Consider the following 22,404-nt stretch of genomic DNA (forward strand, 5'->3'; position numbering starts at 1 on the left):
TGCCTACATGTCTGAACCTTGATCTTAAAGATCTAAAGGATTGGGAGGATGAGGGAGGGTGTTGAGCAGAGGTAGGAAAGTACCATTTCGGAGATTAGGAAGTTGAAAGGGGGAGTGAGAAATTTGAACAAAAGTAAGAATCCGCTAGGTTAAAGAAGTTTTTGATATAGTGTGTATAATATAATTTTTCTTTTATCCTTGAAATAGACGGCTATGTGTCACTGTGCTCAATTCACAATTGACCTCACGTTTAAAAATAAAACTATTAACTTTCGGGCTTTAAACGCTTTAAAATGACCGATCGTAAACGGTCTTCATTTTTATCGCCCCACTCTCCTAGCGCAGAAATTACGGGAATCAATGTCTTGCCAAATTCCGTTAAACGGTATTCCACTTTGGGGGGTACTACCGGATAGATTTTTTTGGTAACTAATTCGTGTTCTTCGAGTTCTTTCAGTTGAATATTCAGTACACGTCTAGTCGCATCGGGTATTTTGCGTTGCAGTTCACTTGGCCGTAAAAATCCTTCATTGATAAACCACAGCAAGCGGATTTTCCATTTGCCATACAACACTTCGCCAATCAAATCCAAACCGCAATTTAGGTTCGGTAAAGTTTTCCTTTCGTACATAAGACAAAAATAAACCTATGTTCTAAAATGCGCAATAGGGGAATAGTTTATCCCTATATGAATCGTATTTCCGTACTTGTGAGAACAGTACATAAGACTGAAATTTGCCCTAAACATTTCAATCATTGGAACAAGTATTTAATTACAACAATGGAACAAGTATTTAATTTCAACAATGAATTATCGGGCAAAATTGCATTGGTAACTGGCGGAACAAAAGGAGCAGGAAAAGCCATTGCAGAACGACTTTCAAATGCAGGTGCAACGGTAATTATTACGGCAAGAAATGCACCTGAAACCACCAACAAAGTATTACATTTTATTTCAGCGGACTTAAGTACTTCAACCGGAACACAAAAAGTAGTTGAAGAAGTTTTAGTGAAATATGGCAGATTAGACATTTTGATAAACAACTTGGGCGGTTCTGAAACAAAAGGTGGAGGTTTTTCTGCTTTGACCGATGAAGATTGGGAATATTCAATTCAGACTAATTTGCTTGTGCCGGTTCGTTTAGATAGGGGCTTTTTGCCAAAAATGATTGAGCAAAAAAGAGGTGTGATTATTCACATTGCATCAATCCAAGGAAGGTTGCCACTGTATGATTCTACTTTGCCTTACGCTGCTGCAAAAGCAGGGTTAATCAATTATAGCAAAGGTTTGTCCAATGAAGTTTCATCAAAAGGTGTAAGAGTATTGACGGTTTCACCTGGTTGGATTATGACTACTGCAGCAGACAGAATGATGGAACGAATTGCTGACAGTTCAAACATAACCAAAGAACAAGCTATACAAAGCGTAATGGACGCATTGGGTGGAATACCTATAGGCAGACCTGCGCAACCTCAAGAAGTTGCTGAATTGGTAGGCTTCTTAGTTTCACCAAGAGCCAATTATTTGACAGGGACAGAATTTGTAATCGATGGTGGAACGGTCCCAACTATTTAATAAAAATCAAAAAATATAAACCATGAACTTACCAAAAGTAATCGCAGACTTAGTAAAAGCACAAGACGATTTTGACAGTACGGCTTATGCCAATTGTTTTACTGAAACAGCTGTGGTTTTTGACGAAAGGAAAACTTATACGGGGAAAGCAGAAATAAAAAATTGGATAGCAAAAGCCAACAAAGAATATCAAGTGACAATGAAACCGCTTGAATATCTGGAAACAGAACAAAGACTAAAAGCCGAAATCACAGGTACTTTCCCAGGAAGTCCGCTTGTATTGACTTACCATTATGAATTTAAGGGTGAGCTAATTCAATCTTTGGAAATTGTATAGAAGTCGTCTGTATGAAAATAGTTAACAAGGACTATAATATATTATAGTCACATCGCTATAAGCTATTCGGAATAGTCCTGTGTTTTGAGGATATAAAGAAATATAGCTGTAAGGAAGTTATTTAAAGGAAAGAATAAAGTTTAGCCAGACCCTGATGGGTTTGGCTTTTTTTGTGACCAATTGTACCTAAATGTCTGAACCTTGATCTTAAATATTTAAAGGATTGGGAGGATGAGGGAGAGTGTTGAGCAGAAGCAGGAAAGTACCATTTCGGAGATTCGGGAGCTGAAGGAGATGATAGAAAGGATGAGGAGGTAGTGTATAGGCTAATGCCTTCTTTAAGGCATATAGGAGGTTTCTCTTTTTTAGCTGTTACCGGCTTTCATATATGCTTGCCACTGTACCAGCACGTATTTATTTCGGTCATGTTCGGTGATTTTCAGAAAGCCATACTCAAAGACAAAGAGGTACACCTCCCCTTTTGCATTTTTCCAGTAATGGGTAAAGAAATTAGGGTCAAACCCTTCAGCCAATAGCGCCTCACAACGTACTGTTGCCTTTCCTGCCTTGTTGTATTCTTTCAGGATCCTTCGGTTCTGTCTTAACTGCTGACTTACCTGATGGTAGAAATCGGGGGCATCTTCCTTTGTTTTCTGATAGTGATAGACACTTTTGCAGTAATTGTCGCAGAATTTCTTGCCAGCTCTGCCTGTAAGCGATTTACCACAGGATAGGCAATGTTTTTCGATGTGATCCATAAATGGTTTTAGAATGCTAACCGTTGATTATACGTATATTAAACGTTTAATCAACGGTTAGCCTATTATGGTTTTGTATCTTATCAGGTATGAAAACACGCCAAATTACGCTCAAGCATCTGCTGATAGCGGGCAGAAAGTATATCGGGTTGCAGTTCTACCCGGACAAGGTGGTACAGGCACTTGTCAAGGAGCTGCCCAGTCCGAGGTGGAGCGAGCAGTACCGGATGGTATTTATTCCCAACACCAAGGAAAATGTGCAACTGATATTTCGGAGGTTTAAGGGAGTGGCTTGGGTGAATGGGCAGTATTTTTTCCGTACAGGAGGAGCCAAAAAGGGAAATCCGTTTCCTGATGTGGAGGCATACCGGCATCGCAAGCTCAGCGAAGGATACCGTCCATGTCCTGAATCCTATCTGGAAAAACTTGAGTTGAAGCGGTATGCCATGAACACGGTCAGGACCTATGTAGGCTGTTTTGAGGCATTTATCAACCATTTTAAGGACAGGGAACTGCTAGAGATCAATGAACTGGAAATCAGGACTTATCTCCAGCAGCTGATTCGTGAAGGGAAATCCGACTCAACTGTCAATCAGGCACTCAATAGCATTAAGTTCTACTATGAAGTTGTGGAGGGTATGCCCAACCGATTTTACGAAGTCGAACGGCCACACAAGAAAGAGCGACTGCCGGAGGTATTAAGCCAAGAGCAGGTACTGTCCATGATCAGGAAAACAAGGAACCTGAAGCACCGCTACATCATTAGCCTGCTTTACTCGGCAGGATTAAGAAGGGGGGAGCTGCTGAACCTTGAACCACGTGATATAGAAAGTAATCGGATGCTGATCAGGGTAAGGGAAGGCAAGGGAGGAAAAGACCGTTACACCATTCTTTCGGAAAAGCTATTATTGGAACTGAGAGCCTATTATAAAGAACACAGACCCAAAAAGTACTTGTTTGAGGGTGAGCAGGGAGGACAGTACAGTACCACAAGTGTCGCCAGGATTGTCAGCCGAGCTGCCAAGTGGGCAGGAATCCGTAAAAGAGTGACGCCCCATATGCTTCGCCACTCATTTGCCACACATCTATTGGAAAATGGGACAGACCTACGATACATTCAGTCGTTGCTGGGGCATAACTCAAGCCAGACAACAGAAATTTATACGCATGTGGCAACAAAAAATTTGAACAAAATCAAGAATCCGCTAGATTAAAGGAGTTTTTGACACAGTGCGTATATCAACCATGGTGCTTTTACCCCCTGATTTTACGGAATATATACCACTGTGCATTATATACAATTGTTACGGCTAATCAAGCAAAGAAGATTTTTTATATATGATTAAGGAAACAGATGCATATGTGATTGTAAATCATTTACAGTTTCATTTCGGGGATGTATTAGAGAGAACAAAGAAAATTAATATTTTTAATGCAGCAGATGTCTGTGGAGTTTGTTTGCATGTTGAGTATTATTATAGATATCAAGGAATTTATGAACTAAGTACTGGTCCTGCTCAATATCTAGGTTGGGAAACAATTGATACTGTTTTTAAGCTTATAAATGCAGATGATTATATATCACTCCTTAATCGTTCTAAAGCTATTAATGTACTTGATGAGAGTGATGAAGTGAGTAAAAAAGACAGTGAGATATTATTTGAGTGGAATTCAAAGCCTCTAGATACAATATTCAATAAATGTGTGGATTTTCTATCAAAAAATTCACAACCACATTTACTTGAAGAAACAATGTCTCTTTTACCTCCTTTACCTAATAAAGAAAGAGAAATCCTAGAAGCCGCTGGTATGGCTGATTATGAATGGATCAAACGATTATTAGATGCTGGAGCAAATCCTAACATTACTGATGGAGATAATACCCCTCTAAGTATAGCTTGGTATATGTACAGTGCTTCATATGCACCTCCTGAAACATCTATGGCATGTGTAAAATTACTAATTGAATCAGGATCAGATCCTCTTTTGGGAGATAATAAGAGAATGCTTAGGGAAAGTCTGTTCCCTTTTGAGGAAGATCTCTTTAAAATGCTACTAGAATATGGGTGGGATATAAATTATTACACGGATGAATCGCCTGTATTTATCCTAGTTAGACAAATACCATCGATAAATAAGTACTACGGTAGCAATTTTGAAGCAGATAAACAAAAGTATATAGATCGTTTAGATTACTTTCTTCAGAAGAGTCCAAATCTCAATGACCCGACCCTAACAGATGATAGATTATTACCTTTATCGATTTCAGAATATAAAGAAGTATCTGAGAAATTATTAAATCATGGAGCAAAATTGCAAGTAGAAGCTCAAGATGGATTTTATTATTTAACTCCCTTGATGATGGCTGTTTCCAATGGGAAGTTAGATGATGTGAAATATTGGGTTGAGAAAGGAGTTGGAATAAACTGTAGACTTGGGAATCGCTGTTACTTTCCACTTAGAGATAATAAAATGATTCCTGCAGGTTTTACGGCTTTAGATATAGCTAAAGTGGAAGATAAAACTGAAATAGTCAATTATTTAGAAAGTCATGGAGCAATTTCTGGTGAACAAATTTCATGGAAAATTAAGATTGTTAGATATAATGGTAATCTGATGAATGTAAAAGACATTGAGTCATTAGCTAAAGATTTTAGTTCTGAAATTCAACAGGTGGTAGGCGATGATTATAAACTAAATAATTTAGAGTGGAATATAAAATATATGTTAGAAGAGGATACGGCTATAAAAACAAATGTTTTAGAGAGTTCAGATAAAAGTCTAATTGAAGCATTAGGTGAAAAATTAAAACAGTTAGATTTTGATTTTGAAGTTTCATAGGTTTTTTATACCAAAATAAACTAGCCGTAACAAGGGGCATAGTTCACTGTCAGTTGCGACGCAACCTGCCAGCGATACCATGCCCGATTCGTTAGGCATAACTAAAATGAAAGATTTTAAATTTTCTGGAAATTGGAGCTCGTACATTAATCTCCACCATTTTGACACTTATTATTCAAAAAAATATTCTGCAAGTGGAGTTGAACTGGAACAGAAACAAGGAAATGAAATAAAATTAGTATTTGCCGATGAATACCAAGATTTTGACCCTGACCCTAAAAAGGAACAAATTAATACCATCAATTTTCTTCTTGACGAAAAGAATCAATTAAGTATCATTGAATCGATAATTGGCTATTTAAAAGAAGTAATTTATCCATATTATAAAGAAGAAATTTTTCTAGAAGAGGAATATCCTCAATTCTACCCTGAAATTGTTACTATTGACGATTTTCAGAGGTATTTTAGACTTTATCAGATTTCGATTTACACACTGAACAGAGATAATCAAGCATATTACTGTCTTTATTTTGACATTAAATTACTTGATAGTGAACATGGTTTATCCATTGAAGTTCACAAGGACAGAAGTGTGGATCATGGTGCTAGTGACGGAACAGACGGTTATATAATTGCAGAAGAATTAAACCTGGAAAACAATGTTCGTGATCTTATGCATCAAATAATAGATAATGAAAAACCTGTTTTACATAAACCTGACCCAAAATACGGTGTATTAAAGCCTTGGCAAATTGATTCGAATGATCGTTTTGCTTTCAATGCATACAGAACAAATGAAGACGACTTATTAGTTGAATACATTAATTCAGGTATTAGGGATATAGGTTATTTCAAACGTTTCTATGAACTAGCGAAGAAAGATGGTCGAGAAAAAATAATTTCCGCTTTGAAAGATTACGAAGAACTAAATTAAAATATGCCTAACCTCACCTATGACACCATGGCGTGTCAGTGGGTTACGATAGGTTTGTGGTTACTTGATATCCCGCGAATTCTCTGAATTCGCTACTTAGATAAACGAAACGAAATACGAACTTAAACACGCCACGGAGCATAGCTACGGCGTTGTAGTTCATTAGAAAAATGATAAGAAGACTTATAAATACTCTGAAAACTCAGGCCATTAAGGATTCTTACTTCGGTGAGATGGGTTCGACCTATGACAAAATTGAAAGTTGCTATTATCTTGATAAGGATATTGTACTTGAATCGATACATACACCTGTAATCTTATACATTGTATCAAATGATCAGAGGTCAAATAATAACCAGCAGAGAGCTTTTGAAGAAATCAAAAAGGAATTTCCTAAAATCTGGATTAACATAAAATCGTTCCTTGCAAAGAGTGAACACATAATTACTGAAGAGCAACTTAGAAAAGAATATAGACTTGAATCTCTGACAATCCCCATTGACATTGAGAGGGATAAAATGGAGTGGGAAATTGACTTATTAAACTTAAAGGACGGGTTTTCAAAAATAATAGTTGAAATGAAAGGTGATGAACCTTTTCACTTTTCTGTAGAATCTTAAAAAATAAAAACGAACTACAACAATGGCTAAAATGCATACCCAACCAACCTAACCGTTGCACGACATCTTAGCCGGAACGTTGGTAGCTATTAAAGAATGAAAGAAAAAGTCAAAGAGTTTGTTTCATCGAGGTTAGGTGTTCCCAAAAAACAGATAACAATGGACTCCAAAATTGAGTCTGATTTTGGAATGGCAGGACTTGACACCATCAGTTTCTACCATGAATTCTTTAAAGAATTTGAAATAGAGAATCCTCAAGATTTTGATTTAGATAGATATGTTACTTCGGAAAACTTGGAAATTTGGTTAATAGTGAAATCTATTTTTTCAAAATCTGCTCGTGAAAAACTAAGAATTGAAGAGGTCTCTATTAATCACTTGATTAACGTGGCTGAGACAAAATTTTGGACTGAAGAAAGAAAAACAGCTACCAACAAAACCTAAAACTGCATTAAAACGCATTTTACATTAACCGTTGTAGCGCATTGGAAAATGAAAATCACCAAAGACACATATAACCTCTTCTGCAAACATGGTAGTGAATTGCTATGGGTAAGTGACCCAATAAGAGAACCAAGACCAAAAGGGACTAGTGAAAAAACGGACGAGGAGTTTGTTGTCTTAGCAAATTTGGACAAATGCATGGAATTGTTTCATAACGATTTCTATAGTCAAAAAATGAAAATGGAATATGCAGATAGAATCGAGAGTCTAAAGGTCAAAGTGACTGATGAAGTATTCCAATTAATAGAAAATAAATACAAAAAATAACGCGCTACAACAAGAGCTAAAATGCATACCCAGCCGCACGACATTTTAGCCGGAACGTTGAGTGTAATAGTTGAAATTTAAAAACATGGATGACTTTGAAAGCCAAAAACAGAAAATAGAGATTCGAGAGAAAAGATTAAAAAATAGCACGATATGGGTATCAACATTGATTCCTTTATTGACTGTTATTATATCAATTGTAACAACAAATTTGACTATTCAAAATAAGATAGATATAGAGAAATTGAATTTCACTCAAGAAAGAATAAAAACTCTACTAAATGAAGACGATATTTCAGAGTCTAGAAAAAAGTTGAAATTTCTTATTGAAAGTGGATTGATTGGCGAAAAGAATAATGAGGGAAATTTGTTAAAAGCTTTGAACTCAAACTTAATTAATGAAAGTGAAAGTACTTTGCAATTTCTTTTAGGAGTAAAGAGTTTTGACAGAGCTTTTAATAGTAAAAATCTGGATACAGTGATGACGTTTTATACTTCATCAATTAATTATTTTATGAAAGCTTTAGATTTGAACCCCAATAATTATGAAGCAAGATCATATTTAGGGGCATCCTACAATAATTTAGGGATGGAACTTGGCTTATATACCCTATATGAAAAAGCATTAATAGAGTATGACCGGGCACTCAAATTAGATTCAACCATAATGTATGTTCATGTTGATAAGGCCAAAACTTTTGAGAATTTGGAGAAGTATAATGAACTATGTAATGAATTAGGTATGGTTGGTTCTCTGATTGGATTGGATTCATTTAGAATAAATGAGGTTAGTAGAATGAGACTCCTATACTGCAATCAAGATACTACTCACAACAAATAATAAGCTCAATGAACAGGCTTAGTCATAATCAAATTTCAGTATGAAAGAGTAACTTTAGAATTAATTTGAAAGGGTATGCTCACTGAGCTTATCTGGACGTTGGCACCAATTAAAATAAAACTATGGCAAACCAAGACAACATTGACAATCCTGAAGAAGAATTCGATAAGGATTTAAGCTTCGAATTGCCGAATGCAATTAAAAGGACTATCAGTATTCCCACAATTATTCTGATAGCTTTAATACTTGGAATTTATGCGTATAATAATTGTTTGCAACCCCGGTCATATAGACCCTGAAAAATTTGGGCTGCCGACAACTCTCATTGCTCTGATAGTAATCTTGATAGTAATCAATTTACCTTGGGACAAAATGGGATTTAGGGTTAAGAAAATAGGAATGATTGAACTCGAAAATGTAGTCAAAACTCAGGCTCGTGGGAACTCAAAAGAACTTGCTGACTTACAGCGACAAATTGACGAACTAAAAGCAAAACTTCCAGAAAAAACTGAAGATAATGATAGTAGTTTGGACGATTTAGTGACGAAGTTTTTAAACCAATACAGTCAATGGGCTTTCTCAGCTTTAAGAATTAAAAAATGGGGAGCATTACAAAGTGGCTTTGAAGGTTTAAAAAATTATGAGACTCAAGAAATAAGGGAAAGCCTTAGAAGATTACTATCAAAGAATATTGTCGTGACCAGAATTAGTAAAAAAGGAAACACGATTTACAAAATAAAATAACTGGTGCCAACACGGCATATAGCTTATGGTGGATGAACGGCTGCCAGCAAGGTTTTCGCTCCGTAGCCAGCTTTGGTTTCGGTGGACAGGAAAGTCCTTCGAAACCGCCACAAGCCATATGCAAACCGTTAGCATCAATAGATCAGAATAATGGATTTTTCATTTGGTGAAATATATAAGCATCGCTACTTTCCAAAGCAAATTCTAACTGGAATAGAGTTCTACTACACTTTGCTGGATTACTGTGATCCTTTCAAGATAAATGAAGAACAATGTCCTATTTCCAGAAATGATATCCAATCTTCAATACTAAATCTAAAAAGAATTCCTGAAGACCACCAAGTTCATAATTTAAGTCATAGTCACCCGTTTCTATCCGAACCCCTTGAGTCAATCGAATTCTACCAGAAAAAAATGGAGGAAAAAGCAGATTTGGGGATGTTGGATATGATGATTTTAACATGGTTAATTAACCTTGTTCATACTTCATCACACATTGTTTACGAAAAATTCCGACTGGATTACGAGAGAATAACTGACGAATTGAGTCCTGTTGAGACCCTGAAAAAACTATACGAATATAAGGCAGCATGTCAAAAGAACAAGCAGAACTATACGAAAAAAGTTATCGAGGACTGTCTCAACCTAATTTCAATTGAGATTGAAAAAAACAAGTCCTTGACAGAGGTGGATAACTCCAACATCAGTGCAGAGATCAATAATATAGTTCAATCCTACCTGAATAAATTAAATGAACTACTTGATAAAAATGACCTGTTAGACTCTCTTAAAAATGAGAGATATGAAGAGTTTATATTTAAGATTAAACGAGTTCTCTATATACCAAGTTATTATGATATCAGTTCAACTGATAAAGAGAAAGTATTCCATGTGTATCTCTTAGGGGTCCTTCAAGGGCGCTTAGAAGAGTACCTTGTGAAATCAAACAAAGAGTCAGGAACCGGTCGCTATGATATTTGCCTAAATCCAATGGACAAGCGAAATCCCGGTGTAATATTCGAAATAAAGAAGGTGCCTGAAAACTCAAATACCATGTTAATCGAAAAAGAGTTAGATGCCGCAATGTCGCAAATAGACGAACGTGAATATGTGTTTGAGCTTAAAGAAGATGGCATACATCAGATTCTTTTCATATCATTAGTCTTTAATGGAATAGAGCCTGTTGTTAAATGGCAAATATCGAAATGATGCTAACATATACTATCATTCCATAAGCTTTCTGAGCTATTTGCAAAGACTGGTGCTATCCTTTTATAGAAATTTGAAAAGTCCAGCTTACGGATGATAGTTGGTCGTTATCTATAAGAAAATATGAAGATCTGTAAACTCTGCGATAAACAAAAACCTTTGATAAAAAAAATCCCATATCATATCTAATTTTATGTACAAGGATATGAAAGATGAAAAAGGAAGGTTAAATAAGCTAACTTTTGATGGTAGTGGTAAGATTAACCATGCTATTCTTCAATCAGGAGAATTTGAAGGTGGGATATTATGTGAGGAGTGCGATAATAATATTTTAGGAGGTGAAGAAAGATACGTTGCAAAAATCTTATACGGGAAAAATTTTGAAAACCCTCCTATTCGTGAATCATATAATTTTAATGGCTCAAGAGAATTATTAAAGTTCTCAAATTTTGATTATAAACGGTTCAAATTATTCATATTATGGAGGTCTAGTATTTCTTCAAGGCCAATGTTTAACTACCTATCACTAGGTGAAACACTTGAAGATGAAATTAAGAAGGTGATTAATGATGGAGATGCTAGAGAAGATACGAAATTTCCAATAATATTGTCAACTTGGAGATATTCATCAAAAGAGGAAAGAGGAATTGTCTCCTCACCAATCAGTATAGAGATTTCAGGAGGTATTTCATATTTGTATATAATTAATGGTCTAGCATATTGGGTTTTTTCTTCGGAAGAAATTATTCCAAAAGAATTAAAGGAATTAAGGTTGAAATCAGATGGGACAGTAATATTATATGACTTACCTGAAATACTTAAAAAATATATAGATAACAAGGCCTAAAAAAGCATAGCGTTATTAGTGAAATTGGTGGGTTGTTGTGTGAAAGAAATCCCACTACAAAATGAAAAAAAATTTAAAAGTCTTGTAGCTATTTAGTAGACGGAACATAAGTTCTTTTCAATGCTTTTTAGTCGAGTCGTTGTGGTGCATTAAAAAGAACAAGAAATGAGTAATCTATCAGATATAGGTTTTGACATACAAAGTGAAGAAGACTTTTATTCTTTACTTGAGAGAGCATATGAAAAGTCGACTCCTTTAAATACGACAAAGGGTACTTACTTTCAATTTTCCGATAAATCTGGAGCTGAATTGTGGATTCAAATGAGTAAAAAGAATGAATTACTAGGAGCAAATCCGCATTTCAAAGGAAAAAGTAAGAGAAAGATTTCAATAACAGCCAGTATTGATAGATCTGAAAGTGTTTTAGATGGTGCATTTCATTCTTGGGCAGACCCGTTGGATAATGAAAATCCTGAAAGTGGAGCCTACCCGTTTGTTTTTGATGTTCCAAATCACAAGAAATATGTAGGAATTGAAACACCTCAAATAATCGAGATTCAGCTTTCGGCATTTGCTCAGGAATTTGATTATTATGATTCTGAAGAAGCTTTCGCCAATGGACAGGAAGGCGAACCTAAATGGGCTTCACAATCATTTGTACCAAGTGGATTATTTAATCCAGGAGAAAGAGATGACCCAAATCCACCAGAAGCTTTAGGACTATTTGCTGGTATAATCAAACAAACCGAAAAAAGAAAAAATGAATTTACAGGTCAGGAGTTCTATTGGATGCTTGTTGACACCCTTGGTGGTGAAATTGATGTACTAGCAGACCTTCGATTTTTTGAAAATTCTACACCTAGAGTCGGTGGAGTTGTGCACGGTCAATTTTGGCTTTCGGGTAAATTGTTAAGTGAACCAAAAATTGGAGATAAACCAAAAGCAGGATTTTTGAAACGACTGTTTGGAAACTAAAATTACGACACCACAACACGGTATATAGCAAATAGGGCGTTCATTGGGTTAGGAAAGTCCTATGGTTATTTGAAACACCGCCAAATCGTTGATTTGGCTTTTAAGAATGAATAAATTAAAAACAAAATAAACGATTTGGCTCGAAGTAACTCGAAAGTTCAGTGCTTTCTACTGCCCTACTTGCCATATACAAATCGTTATCCACAATTATACAATGAGACAGATAATACTTCTATTGGTTATTTTGACTATTAGTTGCAGCCAACAAACCGCGAAGGAAGACAAGGTGCAGAATGATTCTATTGCAAAACCAGATCTCGTGACTGAACCAATTCAGGTGGAACAAACTAAAAAGATACAAGCTGACTATAGCACTATAGTTAACAACTTCCCCGAAATCAATTCTCTTGATATTGATTCAGAGCAACTACAGAAATCTAGATATACGAAGTACCACTCTGAACGTGGCCTGAATAATTACTATTTCGAACTTTCTGAGCTAACAACTGCTGACAAAAAAATCATCGACATTGAAGACAAGGAAAACTCAAGATTGTTTTATTTCGGAAGAACGGCAATTGGCGACTCTAATATAGTGTTGATTTTGAAAAACGACACAACTAGTGAAGGAATCAAAGACACATACTATGCACAGGTGCTAAACTCAAGCAATGAGGTTGAGAAAACATTTGAACTTGCCAAGATTGATGCGCCTGAAATCGAAGAATCAACAGAAACAACTTCCAAGCAAATTGATGGAAAGGTTCTACGGACAACAATTTACGAACTATATGAAACTCCAGTTGACGAAGAACCTTTGAAGCGAACTGAAAGGCAGGACACCATATCATTGAAGAAATAAAAGTGGATAACAAATGCTATGAATGAATGAGGTTTCATCGGTCAGGAAATTTTCGTGAGGATTGGAAAGTCGGGGACGCCCAGTCTACCACAATTTTTAATCAAGGCGTGGCTATTTGTGAGACGAGAGGTTAGTGCTTTTTAATCCTCACTCATCATAGCTGATCGTTATAGGCAAGCAGAAGAATGGAAAAGTTTTCAAATAATAGAGAGAATTATTGGAATCAGATTAAAAAGGAGTTATCGGATGTAAATGATTCCGGAGATTTTCGATTTCAATATCTCGAAATTGGACAACTCTTGTCTCACGGGTTTTCGGTTACTCTAACTGAAAAGAATCCTCGAGAGCTGGTTCTGAAAACTTGGAATGCTGAATATGACAACCAAAGATTTGATAAAGGGATTTTTAATCTTGATAGGTTGGCAATAACTGACAGAAAAGTTGAATTGAATTCACAAGAGTCAAAAACGATTAATAAATTATTAGATTCTAAACTTGAACTGACCAATTGGGGAGGAATAGTTCTCGATGGATTATTCTGCCAGTTTGAAACTAATGACAGAAAATTGGATTGGAATACTAATGAAGAAATTAATGACGACTTGATTGAGTTAGTCGAATTATTAAGAAATAAAGCAATCCATAACACTGTGTAAAAATTCATTTTACACTAAACGTTATAAGCCATTCGGAAAGTCCTGCATTTTGGTGGAGAGGTGGCAAGCATGGAGGTAAGGAAGTTATTTAAAGGCAATAATAAAGCTTAGCTAAGCCAGACCTAATAGGTTTGGCTTTTTGTTTTGATGGGTTATTGTCAAAAGAGAGGCAGAGGGCAAGATGCCTTCTGCTTCTACTTTTATTTCAGTTGCACTGGCAGCTGGAGGAAGTAACCCACTGTCCTTGGCTGCCTTGATACTGGCTGAGAGAAAACCCACTGTTCACTAAATCCAAATGGAGTCCTTTGGTGTTGGGATGCCATTTGGAATACCAACTCCTATGGGGAGCGGCGGTAGGAGGTGGTTCTGTTGAGGTGGATGATATTGACCATCTCGTGGAGGCGGTCCACCATGCGGATATCGTAGCGCTGTTCCATCTCTGTGATGGTGAGGTTTGTGGTGAAGTGGCTAGCGACCTGATGCTGTGTGAAGAGCCTGTGGCGGATATAGAGGATCTCGTCCATGGCGTTGATGTCGTTGCCGTAACGCTTGACTTTGTGTTCGATGCCGAGGTCGTCAAAGATCATGGGTTGTTTCTTGCGGTAGCCTTCCAGGTACTGGTCTGAGGCGCGTGCCTCGTTCATGATGTCGTGGCAGTAGTAGAGCTGTCCTGAGAGTTTCCTGAACTTGCGTCGGAAATGGCTGATGGCGGCTGTCTTGCCAATGCCCGGTGCGCCAGAGAGCAGCAGTCCCTTGTGGGGCTGGATGTCGTACTGCTTGCAGAGGGAGATGCTGCCGACACAGTAAGCGGTCAGGATGGTGTAGAGTTCCCTTGTCCAGTCGTCAATGGTGCCGTATCGTGAGCGAGCTTCCTCGATCATAATGCTGAAATACTGGTTGGCGAAGTCACGGGCTACCTGTTCGCTAGCATACGCTGATGTAGTTGCCGATGACTTTTCCTGTGAATGGGTTGATGTTGGTATTGAATTTTTTGGGTACTTCTCCATGTCTTGCTTGTCTGTTTGCTTGTTGATGGTCTTCGAGGTTAAGCTGTATGAGCTGCTGTATATTGGCGGCGATCTGCACCAGGCGGGTCTGCCGTGAGAGGAAGGCATCTTTCTGTTTGATGGTGTTCCACTCGGTGAGGACCTTTTGCCAGAGGGTCAGTTTCTTTTCTGCGATCAGCTGCCTTGATGCCTTTGGGTAGTGGTGCCAGGCGACGGCTTCCAGGTAGCTTTCGATGCTGCGGAGTGCCTTGCGGTCTGCTGCAGGTGAGGCATGGCGGTTGGGTGGTATGCCCAGTTGCTTGTGGCAGAAGCTGTCGTAAGCCTGGAGGTATGGGTTGCTTTTTTCTTTTGGCGGCACTTTTCTTTTTTCCTGCGGTGTGGGTTTCTCTTCTTCCCTTTCCTTGGTCTGTATCGATTTATTGAAATCAATCTGTTTTTGTGGTGAGGTCGGTGCGAAAGCACCCTTGCTTAAGTCAGTATTTGCTTTAGGTAAGTCTTTGCTAACGTCAGTATTTACTATAGGTGCAGGTAAACCGATATTCGGGTTTTCTGAATGTCGGCTGAGCTGAGTATCGGTTTTGCTGACGGTTGGTTTCTGAAGCATAGCACGCTGTGGTTTCTCGTGGATGATCCACTCCTTTCCGGTGACCCTGCCGCTTCGGGTGCGGAGGGTACGCATCTCGGCATAACCAAACTGCTGCAATTCCTTGAGTCCGGAGCGGATGGCGGTGGTGCCGTCTGGGGATTGCTTTTCAAGGTCCTTGAGGTTGATGCGCCAGTGGTCGGGCTTGGTCATGATGTAGATCATAATGCCCTTTGCCTTGTAGGACAGGCGTCGGTCTGTGGCAAAGGAGTTGTCTACGGTGGTGAAGCCGTGGGTACGGTTGGGAAGTCTTACGATGGACATGGGATATTGGGTTTGGAATGGGCAATGGCAGGCAGGTATTGTTACCTGCCTGCTGTAGACAAAATCAGAATAGGCTTTCAGTAGATTCAGGTGGATACAGGATCGTCCACTCATGGGAAGTGGTCGTCTTGCTGTGCTTAAGCTGGTGTGTGGCCAAGCCATGCCTGACCAGTTCCTCAAAGCCCTCGACTGGGTAGATGTCTGGGTTCAGGGAAATGCTGGGTAAATAACGGATGCGCCAATGGGGAAGCCTTTTGGCTACATAGGCATAGATAAGTCTGGCCTTTTGGGAAACGTTGTCGGATGCTAGTAACTGTTTTACCTTCCTGGTTTTAAGTTTTGGGCTGACGCCTTTGGCAATTAGGTGTACCATAAAAGTGATTAGGTTTTAAAACATGAAAAAATATTGGAGTGGCCCATCAAAGCTCGCTCCTGCGAATAAAGATCTTCTTTCCTCTTTTCTTGGAAGGAATCTTCCCTTGCTTCAGCAAACTGTAGACGGTTGGCAGGCTGATGTTGAGGATCCTTGCGGCTTCTGCCGGGGTAATAATGTCATCGCTGTTGATGCTCCACCCCTCACTTTGCTGATATAGCTCGATGGCTTTCCGGGCAGAGGACTCTACCAGTTCGTTAAGTTCACTCTCCGATAGGGTTATATAGGTTATCGTTCTCATGATAAAGTTAGTTAATAATATTAAGCGTTATAAATATATATTTGAGATATATAAAATCAAACAAATTTAATTATAACTTGTATATGGTAAATTAACTACACATTTTAAATGTATGGAGGTGAATACAACAACAGAATTCCGGAAACTGGTGGAAACAGCCCTTGAGCGGGCAGGCATGCGTAAGTCTGCACTGGCCCGAGGCATGGGCATTACGCCGCAGAACCTCAATATCATGCTCAACAACGGCAACCCAAGGCTGGAGACGATGCTGATGATCTGGCGTGTGCTGGCTTCTGAAGGGGTGGAATTCAATGAGGTGGTGCCCAGTGATCGGCTGGATGACCCACTGGTGGTCTTTATCATGTCGTATGAGTTTGAGCAGGGGATTTCCGGGACACCGGAAGATGGGGAGCGTCGCAAGAGTCGCAGGGAACTCGAGGAGGAGCTTTCGGAGTGCAGGGAAAAGATGGCTAAAGATGGGGAGGAATTGCAGGACCTGAGGGCGCTGGTGGCTGAGCAGCAACTGGAGATTTACCGACTGAAGAGACAGCTGGAGGCAAGGTCAGGACTATGAAAAGTGTGCAACAAACTGTGCAACAATAAAAATAAAAACCCTATAAATTGTTGATTTACAGAGTTTTAAATTTGACGAAAGTGGCCTCACCAAGAATCGAACTTGGATCTAGAGTTTAGGAAACTCCTATTCTATCCATTGAACTACGAGGCCTAAATGAGTTAGCTACTGTCCCATTTAGTATATTCAAATATACATTCCCCCAATTGTTAATGCAAATACTACCTAACGGATATAAATATCCACTTTTCTATTATTCATAATACTTAAAAGCATTTAAAACCCTATTTCTAATCCGCTCTCGTAACTTCTCAGGTCCCAGTACTTCTATACGGTCTCCATAACTCAGTAACTTAGATTCCAGCTCCAAATTCAGTTGAACCTCAAACTCCAATACAACGCCATTCTCACGTTCTTCTACCTGCTTTTGGGTATTATGAAATGGCTTAGTTAAAAGATAAGGAGCATCTTTTTTACCGACCCAAATACGAACCATTTCTGTTTTTTGTCCCGGATTCGCTGATACACCAATCACCTTGCTGAATAGTTCCTTCAGATCAATAGTTGTGTTTTCTCGGTAAGCATGGTGTTGGGAGTAGCCCACATTTTCAATACGGTCAATCGCTAGAAATACCAAAGGCGCTTTCTTCTTGTTTCCCTTTGCTCCTACCACAAACCACCTACCATTATATTCCTTCAATAGGTAAGGATGAAATAGAATTCTGCCTGGCTTTTTTGCCTTAAAGGACTGATAAGAAATATCCAACGCCTTTTGATGGATAATCGACTGATACAGGAAATCAAGGTACTCTAGTCCTTTTAGGTTCTCATTGGTATCAAGGTCAATAACGGAGTCCTCTTTCTTTGCCTGCGTATGTACCTTGTCTTCCAATTTGGAAATCATGCCATTCAATTCCTGAAAATGCGAGAATCCCTTGAACTGCTTTAGAATGGATACAGCTTCGTTAATGGTATGCAAATCCTGAGAAGACAGGCCCAGATTAGTAATGGTATAGTCAGGGTCTTCATAGGTGTAGTACTTCTTTTCCACCACCACAATGGGCGCATTGTAGCCCAGTTTTTCACTGCGCATCATTTGGATATCAGCCTGTACTGTCCTCCTGCTTACCCCTTTCTCTATTCCTTCATATTCATACAGGGCTTCTGAGCAAGCTTCAATCAGATCAGGCATCGTCCACTTTCTATAGCGGTTTCTCAGACAGCTGTCAATGGTACGGTATCGTATAAGGGCATTTCGGTTGATTGGCATAGGTTCTGAAAAATTTTTCACTAAAAATCGGAAATAAATCCATGTGTGCAAAAAGATTGCGCACATGCTTATTTGCTTTACAAGCGTAAACAAAGAGAAAAGAAATTATGCTATTGACGATCACAACTACTCACTACCCTGCCACTGACTTGGGATATCTACTGCACAAGCATCCGGACAGGATGCAGTCAGTACCATTGTCATGCGGAAAGGCACATATATTTTACCCAAAAGCTTCAGAACAGAAATGTACGGTGGCATTACTGCTTGAACTTGATACTGTAGAAATGGTTCGAAACAGGAAAGGTCCGGCAGGTGACAGGCTACAGCTCACTCATTATGTAAATGACCGTCCTTATGTGGCATCGTCCTTTATGGGAACGGCACTTTCTAAGGCTTTTTCTTCAGCCATGAACGGTACATGTAATGCAAAACCTGAATTGACAACAACCGATATTCCACTTGAAGTGGAAATTGCCGTACTGAAATCAACTGGTGGTGAACAGCTTATTCGTGATCTCTTTGAACCGCTTCAATATGAGGTAGAGCTCAAGGAACATATGTTGGACGAGCAATTTCCAACTTGGGGCAAAAGCCCTTACTATACAGTCAAACTAAAGAAAAAGGAAAAACTGAAACGTGTGCTTTCACACCTATATGTGCTACTTCCTGTTTTGGACAATGACAAACATTACTGGATTGATCAGTCTGAAAAGGAGAAGCTGATACAGAAAGGGAAAGGCTGGCTGGATACACATCCGCTGAAGGAAATGATCACAAAAAGGTATTTGAAACATTTGCAGAAGTATACCTCCGATCTGCTTGAAACGGATGAAAGTTTCAGTCAGCCTGTCCATGAATACAGATTAGAACAGATCGTAAATCAGCTCAAAACGCTCGGCATCCAATCAGTCATTGATTTGGGTTGTGGCGATGGCAAACTACTGGAGTTACTGATCAGGGAGAAGCAGTTCAAAAGAATAGCAGGCATGGACATTTCCATCAGGGAACTGGAAAAAGCCAAAAGAAGGCTTCACTATGATCAGCTTCCCGAACGGGTAAAAGACCGTCTCACGCTGATGGCAGGTGCATTGAACTATCGGGATGAGCGAACCAAAGGCTACGAGGCTGCCATTCTTTCTGAGGTAATTGAGCATATAAATGAAAACAGACTGCCTGTTCTGGAGGAGAATGTATTCGGGTTTGCACAGCCTCAGTATGTGATCGTAACCACACCCAATGCGGAATACAATGCCCTGTTTGAGGAGTCTCAGGGATTCAGACATCAGGATCACCGCTTCGAGTGGAACAGGATGCAATTCAAGGAATGGACAAAGAAGGTTGCCTTGCAGTTCGGCTATATGGTTGAAGTATTTCCATTGGGTCCTGAAGAAAACCCAACATTCGGTACCATCTCTCAGATGGCTGTATTTACCAAAAAATAGCAAAAACATGAAAATCAATATACCCAATATATCGCTGGTGGCACTGGTAGGCATATCCGGCTCCGGAAAATCCACCTTTGCCAGAAAGCATTTCAAGGACACAGAAATTGTCTCTTCTGACCGATGCAGGGCAATGATTGCCGATGACGAAAATGAAAAAACTGCTACCAACGAAGCTTTTCAGCTCTTGCATCAGATCGTTTCCCTGCGCCTGAAACGTGGTAAGTTGACAGTTGTGGACGCCACCAACACACAGAATACGGGCAGAAAAGAACTTGTGGCATTGGCTAAAAAGCATCATGTATTGCCTGTTGCCATTGTTTTGGATATTCCTGTCGAAACTTGTCTGGAGCGAAACCTCAACAGGACAGACCGTGAAATTCCGGACTATGCAATCAGAAGACAGCACAAGGAACTGAAAAGGTCATTACGTCAACTGAAAAAAGAAGGATTCCGTCAGATTCAGGTGATCCGCTCTGTAGAAGAAATGGAAGCGGTAGAGGAAATCATCAGAACCAAGCTATACAATGACAAGACAGAGCTGACCGGTCCGTTTGATATCATCGGAGATGTCCACGGCTGTTTTGATGAACTGGTACTACTACTTGACAAACTGGGATACCAAATCACAGAAGTACCGGAAGCCAATGGTAACTACGGACTTCAGGTAATACCTCCTCAGGGCAGACAAGCCATATTTCTAGGCGACCTTGTGGACCGTGGTCCAAAATCACCTGAAGTACTGAAACTGGTTATCAGCATGGTTCGCTCAGGGGCAGCACTCTGCGTTCCCGGTAATCATGACATCAAACTGATGAGAAAACTGAAAGGAAACCCAGTACAGGTAAAGCATGGATTGGAAAAAACGATGGAACAGCTGGAAGGTGCCTCTCCTGAGTTCCTGCATGATATCCGTTCATTTATAGATCAGCTGATCAGCCATTTTGTTTTGGATGGGGGGAACCTTGTCGTGGCACATGCTGGACTGAAAGAGGAGATGCAAGGCAAGACATCTGGCGCTGTCCGGTCATTCTGCCTGTTCGGTGATACCACAGGAGAAACGGATGAATTGGGATTGCCTGTCCGTTATGACTGGACACAGGATTACAAGGGAGCTGCATTGGTTGCTTACGGTCATACACCGGTTGCAGCAGCCGAGTTCTCCAACAATACCATTAACCTTGATACAGGCTGCGTATTCGGTGGAGAACTCTCCGCCATGCGATACCCTGAAAAGGAGATTATCTCAGTTGAGGCTTTGGATACTTATGCCGTTTCTTCCCGACCATTCAAGGAAGTAATCAATCAGGATACCATTCCAAACATACAGGATGTGGTAGGCAAAAAAGTGGTCAGCACTTCCCTAATGGGAAATGTTACCATCAAAGAAGAAAACAACTGGGCTGCACTAGAAACCATCGGACGGTTTGCAGTAAACCCAAAATGGTTGATCTACCTGCCTCCAACGATGTCTCCAGCAGAGACTTCTTCCTTACCTGATATGCTTGAACACCCCGACGAGGTCTTTAAATACTTTGCCAATCGGGAAGTGAAACAGGTAATCTGTCAAGAAAAGCATATGGGTTCAAGGGCAGTTGTCATTGTCTGCCGTAACGAAGCCGTGGTCAGAAAAAGGTTCGGCATTGAAGGGGAAGGAATCGGAACCTGCTATACCCGATCAGGAAGGGCATTCTTTGACAACAAAGACACCGAACAGGCATTACTGAAAAGACTTCAGGAAGCGCTGACCAAGGTAAACTTCTGGGAGCAAATGCAGACAGATTGGGTTTGCCTGGACTGCGAACTGATGCCTTGGTCTGTCAAAGCAGGTGAGCTACTCGAAAAGCAGTATGCAGCCGTCGGCTGTGCTGCCAATACAGGACTGGAAATGGCTATAGCAGCATTGCAAAATACAGCAGAACGGGGCATAGATGTAGGAGATTTACTTCATGACTTTCAGTATAAAAAAGATTCGGCTGCCTTGTTTACAGATGCATACAGACACCATTGCTGGGAAGTCAAATCCTTGGAAGATTACAAGCTGGCTCCGTTCCATATTTTGGCTACAGAAGGAAAAGTCCATACAGATAAAACACACTTATGGCATATGGAACAGTTACATCAGCTATGCGCAGCAGACCCTGCCATCCTGAAAGCCACTACTTACAAAGTGGTAAATCTGGATTCAGAAGAAGCATGTAAACAGGCTACCAATTGGTGGATGGAGATGACCTCACAAGGTGGAGAAGGAATGGTGGTAAAACCCCTTGACTTTATCAGCCTTGAGGATGGAAAACTCCTGCAACCTGCCCTGAAGTGCAGAGGAAAGGAATACCTGAGAATCATCTACGGACCTGATTACACACATCCTGATAAGATCAGTGTGCTGAAGCAAAGAAGACTTTCCCATAAACGTTCCTTGGCGGTTCGGGAATTTGCACTGGGCATTGAAGGATTGCAACGATTTGTTGCCAAACAGTCATTTGCCAAGGTACACGAATGTACATTTTCAGTATTGGCACTTGAAAGCGAAGCCATTGACCCTAGACTTTAAAA

Annotated in this window: 27 protein-coding genes and 1 tRNA gene; 19 read left to right on the forward strand and 9 right to left on the reverse strand. The window is 39.6% G+C overall.

The genetic code is table 11. The features are described 5' to 3' along the window. Positions 1-265: 265 nt before the first annotated feature. Positions 266-631, reverse strand: a complete 366-nt coding sequence (locus tag V6R21_RS24545) for a winged helix-turn-helix transcriptional regulator (RefSeq protein WP_334246170.1) — start codon at positions 629-631, stop codon at positions 266-268. A 150-nt stretch (positions 632-781) separates the two neighbouring features. Between V6R21_RS24545 and V6R21_RS24550 the strand changes: the two genes are divergently transcribed. Further along, positions 782-1,576 carry an SDR family oxidoreductase gene (locus V6R21_RS24550; RefSeq protein WP_334246171.1) on the forward strand — a complete coding sequence of 265 codons (795 nt, stop codon included), beginning with the start codon at positions 782-784 and terminating at the stop codon, positions 1,574-1,576. A gap of 22 nt (positions 1,577-1,598) precedes the next feature. Further along, positions 1,599-1,913: a nuclear transport factor 2 family protein gene (locus tag V6R21_RS24555; RefSeq protein ID WP_334246172.1), complete on the forward strand. Its 315-nt coding sequence runs from the start codon at positions 1,599-1,601 to the stop codon at positions 1,911-1,913. A 365-nt stretch (positions 1,914-2,278) separates the two neighbouring features. Here V6R21_RS24555 and V6R21_RS24560 read toward each other — a convergent pair whose 3' ends face one another. Beyond that, a complete protein-coding gene (locus tag V6R21_RS24560) occupies positions 2,279-2,671 on the reverse strand; it encodes a hypothetical protein (protein ID WP_334246173.1) in 393 nt (130 codons plus the stop codon). Between the two features lie 89 nt (positions 2,672-2,760). Here V6R21_RS24560 and xerA point away from each other — a divergent pair, with 89 nt between their 5' ends. From xerA to V6R21_RS24625, 13 genes are all read left to right on the forward strand, one after another. Further along, positions 2,761-3,885 (forward strand): site-specific tyrosine recombinase/integron integrase, encoded by a 1,125-nt coding sequence (gene xerA, locus V6R21_RS24565; protein ID WP_334246174.1) that lies wholly within the window; start codon positions 2,761-2,763, stop codon positions 3,883-3,885. A gap of 124 nt (positions 3,886-4,009) precedes the next feature. Further along, entirely contained in the window at positions 4,010-5,512 is a 1,503-nt protein-coding gene (locus V6R21_RS24570; RefSeq protein ID WP_334246175.1) for an ankyrin repeat domain-containing protein, read from the forward strand. A gap of 106 nt (positions 5,513-5,618) precedes the next feature. Next, positions 5,619-6,446, forward strand: coding sequence for a DUF6985 domain-containing protein (locus V6R21_RS24575; RefSeq protein WP_334246176.1), 828 nt, complete (start codon positions 5,619-5,621; stop codon positions 6,444-6,446). Positions 6,447-6,616: 170 nt separating this feature from the next. Then, positions 6,617-7,066: a hypothetical protein gene (locus V6R21_RS24580; protein WP_334246177.1), complete on the forward strand. Its 450-nt coding sequence runs from the start codon at positions 6,617-6,619 to the stop codon at positions 7,064-7,066. Positions 7,067-7,162: 96 nt separating this feature from the next. Next, the gene (locus tag V6R21_RS24585; RefSeq protein ID WP_334246178.1) at positions 7,163-7,510 is read left to right on the forward strand and encodes a DUF1493 family protein; all 348 of its coding nucleotides are present in this window, start codon (positions 7,163-7,165) and stop codon (positions 7,508-7,510) included. A 48-nt stretch (positions 7,511-7,558) separates the two neighbouring features. After that, positions 7,559-7,837 (forward strand): hypothetical protein, encoded by a 279-nt coding sequence (locus V6R21_RS24590; protein ID WP_334246179.1) that lies wholly within the window; start codon positions 7,559-7,561, stop codon positions 7,835-7,837. An 85-nt stretch (positions 7,838-7,922) separates the two neighbouring features. Next, complete coding sequence (locus V6R21_RS24595) at positions 7,923-8,678, forward strand: tetratricopeptide repeat protein (RefSeq protein WP_334246180.1); 756 nt, start codon at positions 7,923-7,925, stop codon at positions 8,676-8,678. Between the two features lie 255 nt (positions 8,679-8,933). Next, complete coding sequence (locus tag V6R21_RS24600) at positions 8,934-9,422, forward strand: hypothetical protein (RefSeq protein WP_334246181.1); 489 nt, start codon at positions 8,934-8,936, stop codon at positions 9,420-9,422. A 150-nt stretch (positions 9,423-9,572) separates the two neighbouring features. Then, positions 9,573-10,631 carry a PD-(D/E)XK nuclease domain-containing protein gene (locus tag V6R21_RS24605; protein ID WP_334246182.1) on the forward strand — a complete coding sequence of 353 codons (1,059 nt, stop codon included), beginning with the start codon at positions 9,573-9,575 and terminating at the stop codon, positions 10,629-10,631. A 205-nt stretch (positions 10,632-10,836) separates the two neighbouring features. Beyond that, positions 10,837-11,478, forward strand: coding sequence for a hypothetical protein (locus V6R21_RS24610; RefSeq protein ID WP_334246183.1), 642 nt, complete (start codon positions 10,837-10,839; stop codon positions 11,476-11,478). A 165-nt stretch (positions 11,479-11,643) separates the two neighbouring features. Next, a complete protein-coding gene (locus V6R21_RS24615) occupies positions 11,644-12,453 on the forward strand; it encodes a hypothetical protein (RefSeq protein ID WP_334246184.1) in 810 nt (269 codons plus the stop codon). A gap of 214 nt (positions 12,454-12,667) precedes the next feature. Continuing rightward, positions 12,668-13,315 (forward strand): hypothetical protein, encoded by a 648-nt coding sequence (locus tag V6R21_RS24620; protein WP_334246185.1) that lies wholly within the window; start codon positions 12,668-12,670, stop codon positions 13,313-13,315. 185 nt (positions 13,316-13,500) lie between these two features. Continuing rightward, on the forward strand, positions 13,501-13,971 hold the full coding sequence (locus tag V6R21_RS24625; protein WP_334246186.1) for a hypothetical protein: 471 nt from the start codon (positions 13,501-13,503) through the stop codon (positions 13,969-13,971). Positions 13,972-14,082: 111 nt separating this feature from the next. On the opposite strand, the gene V6R21_RS24630 is transcribed toward V6R21_RS24625, so the two are convergent. Genes V6R21_RS24630 through V6R21_RS24640 form a run of 3 tightly spaced genes read right to left on the reverse strand, consistent with a single transcriptional unit; the run spans position 14,083 to position 15,582 of the window. Further along, a complete protein-coding gene (locus tag V6R21_RS24630; protein WP_334246187.1) occupies positions 14,083-14,250 on the reverse strand; it encodes a hypothetical protein in 168 nt (55 codons plus the stop codon). 59 nt (positions 14,251-14,309) lie between these two features. Continuing rightward, positions 14,310-14,852: a P-loop NTPase family protein gene (locus V6R21_RS24635; protein ID WP_334246188.1), complete on the reverse strand. Its 543-nt coding sequence runs from the start codon at positions 14,850-14,852 to the stop codon at positions 14,310-14,312. Between the two features lie 43 nt (positions 14,853-14,895). Beyond that, positions 14,896-15,582 (reverse strand): hypothetical protein, encoded by a 687-nt coding sequence (locus V6R21_RS24640; protein WP_334246189.1) that lies wholly within the window; start codon positions 15,580-15,582, stop codon positions 14,896-14,898. Positions 15,583-15,600: 18 nt separating this feature from the next. Between V6R21_RS24640 and V6R21_RS24645 the strand changes: the two genes are divergently transcribed. Then, positions 15,601-15,969, forward strand: a complete 369-nt coding sequence (locus tag V6R21_RS24645; protein WP_334246190.1) for a hypothetical protein — start codon at positions 15,601-15,603, stop codon at positions 15,967-15,969. On the opposite strand, the gene V6R21_RS24650 is transcribed toward V6R21_RS24645, so the two are convergent. Together V6R21_RS24650 and V6R21_RS24655 are read right to left on the reverse strand one after the other, a co-directional pair. Continuing rightward, entirely contained in the window at positions 15,950-16,258 is a 309-nt protein-coding gene (locus tag V6R21_RS24650; RefSeq protein ID WP_334246191.1) for a hypothetical protein, read from the reverse strand. The genes V6R21_RS24645 and V6R21_RS24650 overlap by 20 nt on opposite strands. Before the next feature lie 46 nt (positions 16,259-16,304). Next, the gene (locus tag V6R21_RS24655) at positions 16,305-16,559 is read right to left on the reverse strand and encodes a helix-turn-helix domain-containing protein (RefSeq protein ID WP_334246192.1); all 255 of its coding nucleotides are present in this window, start codon (positions 16,557-16,559) and stop codon (positions 16,305-16,307) included. A 112-nt stretch (positions 16,560-16,671) separates the two neighbouring features. On the opposite strand from V6R21_RS24655, the gene V6R21_RS24660 reads away from it, so the two are divergent. Continuing rightward, positions 16,672-17,133, forward strand: a complete 462-nt coding sequence (locus V6R21_RS24660; RefSeq protein ID WP_334246193.1) for a helix-turn-helix domain-containing protein — start codon at positions 16,672-16,674, stop codon at positions 17,131-17,133. 81 nt (positions 17,134-17,214) lie between these two features. Here the strand turns inward: V6R21_RS24660 and V6R21_RS24665 are convergent. Together V6R21_RS24665 and V6R21_RS24670 are read right to left on the reverse strand one after the other, a co-directional pair. After that, positions 17,215-17,286 (reverse strand) — tRNA-Arg (locus V6R21_RS24665). A gap of 100 nt (positions 17,287-17,386) precedes the next feature. Next, positions 17,387-18,403 carry a helix-turn-helix transcriptional regulator gene (locus V6R21_RS24670; protein ID WP_334246194.1) on the reverse strand — a complete coding sequence of 339 codons (1,017 nt, stop codon included), beginning with the start codon at positions 18,401-18,403 and terminating at the stop codon, positions 17,387-17,389. A gap of 107 nt (positions 18,404-18,510) precedes the next feature. On the opposite strand from V6R21_RS24670, the gene V6R21_RS24675 reads away from it, so the two are divergent. Further along, positions 18,511-19,848, forward strand: a complete 1,338-nt coding sequence (locus V6R21_RS24675; RefSeq protein ID WP_334246195.1) for a 3' terminal RNA ribose 2'-O-methyltransferase Hen1 — start codon at positions 18,511-18,513, stop codon at positions 19,846-19,848. A gap of 7 nt (positions 19,849-19,855) precedes the next feature. Beyond that, positions 19,856-22,402, forward strand: a complete 2,547-nt coding sequence (locus V6R21_RS24680) for a polynucleotide kinase-phosphatase (protein ID WP_334246196.1) — start codon at positions 19,856-19,858, stop codon at positions 22,400-22,402. The last annotated feature ends 2 nt before the right edge of the window (positions 22,403-22,404 follow it).

The sequence above is a fragment of the Limibacter armeniacum genome, from assembly GCF_036880985.1.
GTDB classification, from domain to species: domain Bacteria; phylum Bacteroidota; class Bacteroidia; order Cytophagales; family Flammeovirgaceae; genus Limibacter; species Limibacter armeniacum.

Bases quoted from the DNA above. Each gene is read 5' to 3' on its own strand.
- V6R21_RS24625 (WP_334246186.1), top strand. From the start codon at position 13,501: ATGGAAAAGTTTTCAAATAATAGAGAGAATTATTGGAATCAGATTAAA.
- V6R21_RS24635 (WP_334246188.1), bottom strand. From the start codon at position 14,852: ATGATCGAGGAAGCTCGCTCACGATACGGCACCATTGACGACTGGACA.
- V6R21_RS24675 (WP_334246195.1), top strand. From the start codon at position 18,511: ATGCTATTGACGATCACAACTACTCACTACCCTGCCACTGACTTGGGA.
- V6R21_RS24570 (WP_334246175.1), top strand. From the start codon at position 4,010: ATGATTAAGGAAACAGATGCATATGTGATTGTAAATCATTTACAGTTT.
- V6R21_RS24600 (WP_334246181.1), top strand. From the start codon at position 8,934: ATGCGTATAATAATTGTTTGCAACCCCGGTCATATAGACCCTGAAAAA.
- V6R21_RS24575 (WP_334246176.1), top strand. From the start codon at position 5,619: ATGAAAGATTTTAAATTTTCTGGAAATTGGAGCTCGTACATTAATCTC.
- V6R21_RS24580 (WP_334246177.1), top strand. From the start codon at position 6,617: ATGATAAGAAGACTTATAAATACTCTGAAAACTCAGGCCATTAAGGAT.
- V6R21_RS24550 (WP_334246171.1), top strand. From the start codon at position 782: ATGGAACAAGTATTTAATTTCAACAATGAATTATCGGGCAAAATTGCA.
- V6R21_RS24605 (WP_334246182.1), top strand. From the start codon at position 9,573: ATGGATTTTTCATTTGGTGAAATATATAAGCATCGCTACTTTCCAAAG.
- V6R21_RS24585 (WP_334246178.1), top strand. From the start codon at position 7,163: ATGAAAGAAAAAGTCAAAGAGTTTGTTTCATCGAGGTTAGGTGTTCCC.
- V6R21_RS24620 (WP_334246185.1), top strand. From the start codon at position 12,668: ATGAGACAGATAATACTTCTATTGGTTATTTTGACTATTAGTTGCAGC.
- V6R21_RS24655 (WP_334246192.1), bottom strand. From the start codon at position 16,559: ATGAGAACGATAACCTATATAACCCTATCGGAGAGTGAACTTAACGAA.
- V6R21_RS24595 (WP_334246180.1), top strand. From the start codon at position 7,923: ATGGATGACTTTGAAAGCCAAAAACAGAAAATAGAGATTCGAGAGAAA.
- V6R21_RS24650 (WP_334246191.1), bottom strand. From the start codon at position 16,258: ATGGTACACCTAATTGCCAAAGGCGTCAGCCCAAAACTTAAAACCAGG.
- V6R21_RS24660 (WP_334246193.1), top strand. From the start codon at position 16,672: ATGGAGGTGAATACAACAACAGAATTCCGGAAACTGGTGGAAACAGCC.
- V6R21_RS24615 (WP_334246184.1), top strand. From the start codon at position 11,644: ATGAGTAATCTATCAGATATAGGTTTTGACATACAAAGTGAAGAAGAC.
- V6R21_RS24670 (WP_334246194.1), bottom strand. From the start codon at position 18,403: ATGCCAATCAACCGAAATGCCCTTATACGATACCGTACCATTGACAGC.
- V6R21_RS24560 (WP_334246173.1), bottom strand. From the start codon at position 2,671: ATGGATCACATCGAAAAACATTGCCTATCCTGTGGTAAATCGCTTACA.
- V6R21_RS24610 (WP_334246183.1), top strand. From the start codon at position 10,837: ATGAAAGATGAAAAAGGAAGGTTAAATAAGCTAACTTTTGATGGTAGT.
- V6R21_RS24555 (WP_334246172.1), top strand. From the start codon at position 1,599: ATGAACTTACCAAAAGTAATCGCAGACTTAGTAAAAGCACAAGACGAT.
- V6R21_RS24545 (WP_334246170.1), bottom strand. From the start codon at position 631: ATGTACGAAAGGAAAACTTTACCGAACCTAAATTGCGGTTTGGATTTG.
- V6R21_RS24590 (WP_334246179.1), top strand. From the start codon at position 7,559: ATGAAAATCACCAAAGACACATATAACCTCTTCTGCAAACATGGTAGT.
- V6R21_RS24680 (WP_334246196.1), top strand. From the start codon at position 19,856: ATGAAAATCAATATACCCAATATATCGCTGGTGGCACTGGTAGGCATA.
- xerA (WP_334246174.1), top strand. From the start codon at position 2,761: ATGAAAACACGCCAAATTACGCTCAAGCATCTGCTGATAGCGGGCAGA.
- V6R21_RS24640 (WP_334246189.1), bottom strand. From the start codon at position 15,582: ATGCTTCAGAAACCAACCGTCAGCAAAACCGATACTCAGCTCAGCCGA.